The sequence below is a fragment of the Butyricicoccus porcorum genome, from assembly GCF_002157465.1.
In the GTDB taxonomy this organism is placed as follows: domain Bacteria; phylum Bacillota; class Clostridia; order Oscillospirales; family Butyricicoccaceae; genus Butyricicoccus_A; species Butyricicoccus_A porcorum.
On the sequence record NZ_NHOC01000026.1, the window covers coordinates 1 to 2,611 of the forward strand.

The following is a 2,611-nucleotide window of genomic DNA, read 5'->3' on the forward strand; positions in this document are numbered from 1 at the left end:
GGCGGCGGACAGGAGACCTTCTTTGGCTCCAACAAGGCAACCGGTATTGAAGCGGTTCTGGCGAACCTGACCAAGATTTTCGCAATTGTATTTGTAGTTGATTCGCTGTTCCTCGTCCTGCTGGGCTGAGGAACAGCGGCAGAAAGCGGATGGAATGCCTTCCATCCGCTTTGTCTTTTGTGCCAAACCGGAGGTATTGCAATGAAAACTCTCATGATTCTGTTCCTCATCGGATTTCTGGTATTCGGCGCCATCGGCATGTATTTCCGCCTGACGCACGACTGGAACCAGCTCGCCGTCGAATCAGACAAGCTGTCCGATGATTCTATTGCCAAGCGCGACGGACGCGCCATGCAGCTGTTCAACCACGGCGAAAAACACGCTGTCGATGTCGCGGCGGCAAAGCAAAAGGCTGATCGGAAATTCCACCATCAGCTGCTGTTTTCCGTTCTGTCGGTCGTCTGCCTGGTGGGCGCAAKSGTCTGCGGCGCAGTCATGCAGTAATCCATACAGACAAAAAAAGTCATGATCTGACCGGTCATGACTTTTTTTATTGCGGTTTATTCTGTGCGCGCCGATGGACAGATTTTCTCCGTCACGGCCACTGACTTTCTTCACAAAAGCCATATTTGCGCAGCAACTCTGCGGCCATCTCAGCGAAATCCGAATTGGCTCCCCAGCTGATATTGAACAGGCCTTCCCCTCCGCCGGAGCCGACAATATCCGCAGTCTGCATGTCTTGGCTCTCTGTCAGCAACACCGTAAGGCTCGCATAGCTTCCGTTGCGAAAAAAATACCGCTCAAATGAAAGCAAAACCACACGCACATCATGCAGGCTTCTCCAGCTTTCCGCAATCAGCTCGGCATTGATTTCCTCCTTCAACACATTGGCCAATGCCTCAATCCCAGCCGCATGGCTGCCGCGTAGTCTGATGCTGACACTGCTCATCATTTCACCTCTTCCGTCTCCGGATTTTGCAGCGCGTCTCCACTCTGCTCGCGCAGCAGTCTGCGCTCTTCCTTGCGTTTTTTGCGCAGCGCGCGGAAAAAGTCCGTCAGTACACCCGCGCATTCATCCTTCATCAGTCCGCGCACAATATCCGGCTTGTGGTTGTAAGCCACATCAAACAGATTGATGAGACTGCCGCACGAACCCGCCTTCGGGTCATCTGCGCCGTAATAGACCGTTTTGATGCGCGCATTGATGATTGCACCCGCACACATCGGGCATGGTTCCAGCGTCACATACAGGTCACAGCGGTGCAGCCGCCAGCCACCCAGCTTTTTGCATGCCTTGCCAATGGCTTCGATTTCCGCATGGGACAGCGCGGTTTTTTTGGTTTCCCGGCGGTTGCGCCCGCGCCCGACAATCTTTCCGTCACAGACAACGACGCAGCCGACCGGCACCTCGCCCTCTTCTGCGGATTTTTTCGCCAGCCGGAGTGCTGCCTTCATATATTTTTCCTGTTCTGTCATGCTGTCACAGTGCCTCCAGATTTTTTGCCATAAAATAAACCGCTGTCAGCAGCACCAGCAGCGCAGGCAGGCTGGTCAGCACAGCCCGTGCCTGTTCACGCGGTGTCAGCGCCGAACGGTGCCCAAATGTGCCGTCCCAGATCTCCTTCAGGCATCCTTCGCGTACAAACAGCATCACACCGATTGCGCCAAACAAAATTTCGGCCAGTGAAACCACAAGCGAAATTCCCGTGCCGGCGCGCGTTCCGATCTCCCAGCCGGCATTGACAAGCAGATAAATGCTGTTCACCGCAAAATGCCCGCACATGGACGGCAGCAGCGAGCCATAGCGCCGCCGAATATAACCGCCGATGAGACCGAAGCCGAATGCCAGCGGCAGGATTTCCACGCTGTAATGAGCCAGCCAAAACGCAAATGATGTCAGTACAATGGCACCCCAGGTGCCCATCGAACGCACCGCTGTACTCAGATAAAAGCCGCGATAACACAGCTCCTCCACAATGGGCGGGATGATGGCGACCGAGAGAAACCGCACCGCCATCGCCGCACCGCCTGCGGGCATGACAAAAACATCCTGCGCTTCAGTGAGTCCAAATCCATTCAGCAGCACTTCCATGCCGCCAGCCAGCCAACTCGCCGTATACGACCAGCCAAGCGTCAGCCCGATGGTCATCAGGTAGACGGTCGGGGACGGTCTCCCACGTCCCATGAGATCATCCACATCCATACCGGTCCACCGCGCTGCCACAGTCACCGGAATGGCAAATACAATCAGGTACAGCAGCAGGTCATACACCTCTGCGCCCAGACTGCCCTCTTCCAACACCGGCAGCAGCCGGACAATCGGATACAGCAGCAAATTGATCAATATGCTGGCAATTTCCACGATGCCGATGAGGTCCGCACTGCGGCGCACCTGCCGTATTTCTTCCTTTTTCCAGCTGATATTCGCCGCCTCCGTTTCCTGCATTTCTACCATCATACCACAGGAAGCGTATTCTGTCATGGTTTTTCCCGAATATATCACAAAAGCGGCGTTCCGCCGCCCCTGTCCGGGGTTGGGAACGCCGCTTCGTCCATTTGTGTTTGCGGTCACTTATCTGATTTTTTCCGTGCGTTCCGTTCAAGGCGGATC

General features: G+C 55.1%; 5 protein-coding genes. 2 read left to right on the top strand and 3 right to left on the bottom strand.

Translation table 11 applies throughout. The features are described 5' to 3' along the window. The coding region (locus CBW42_RS15520) for a preprotein translocase subunit SecG (RefSeq protein WP_205703652.1) at positions 1 to 129 on the top strand (129 nt) is incomplete at its 5' end. Positions 130 to 201: 72 nt separating this feature from the next. Next, the gene (locus CBW42_RS14220) at positions 202 to 504 is read left to right on the top strand and encodes a hypothetical protein (RefSeq protein ID WP_087022795.1); all 303 of its coding nucleotides are present in this window, start codon (positions 202 to 204) and stop codon (positions 502 to 504) included. Between the two features lie 91 nt (positions 505 to 595). Here the strand turns inward: CBW42_RS14220 and CBW42_RS14225 are convergent, their stop codons facing one another. The 3 genes from CBW42_RS14225 to CBW42_RS14235 are packed head-to-tail and all read right to left on the bottom strand — an operon-like array spanning position 596 to position 2,482. Continuing rightward, entirely contained in the window at positions 596 to 952 is a 357-nt protein-coding gene (locus tag CBW42_RS14225) for a DUF6054 family protein (RefSeq protein WP_133058324.1), read from the bottom strand. Next, positions 949 to 1,476, bottom strand: coding sequence for a tRNA adenosine(34) deaminase TadA (tadA, locus tag CBW42_RS14230; protein WP_087022384.1), 528 nt, complete (start codon positions 1,474 to 1,476; stop codon positions 949 to 951). Before tadA ends, CBW42_RS14225 begins: the two co-directional genes overlap by 4 nt. A 4-nt stretch (positions 1,477 to 1,480) precedes the next feature. Beyond that, positions 1,481 to 2,482: a CPBP family intramembrane glutamic endopeptidase gene (locus CBW42_RS14235; RefSeq protein WP_087022381.1), complete on the bottom strand. Its 1,002-nt coding sequence runs from the start codon at positions 2,480 to 2,482 to the stop codon at positions 1,481 to 1,483. Positions 2,483 to 2,611 lie beyond the last annotated feature (129 nt).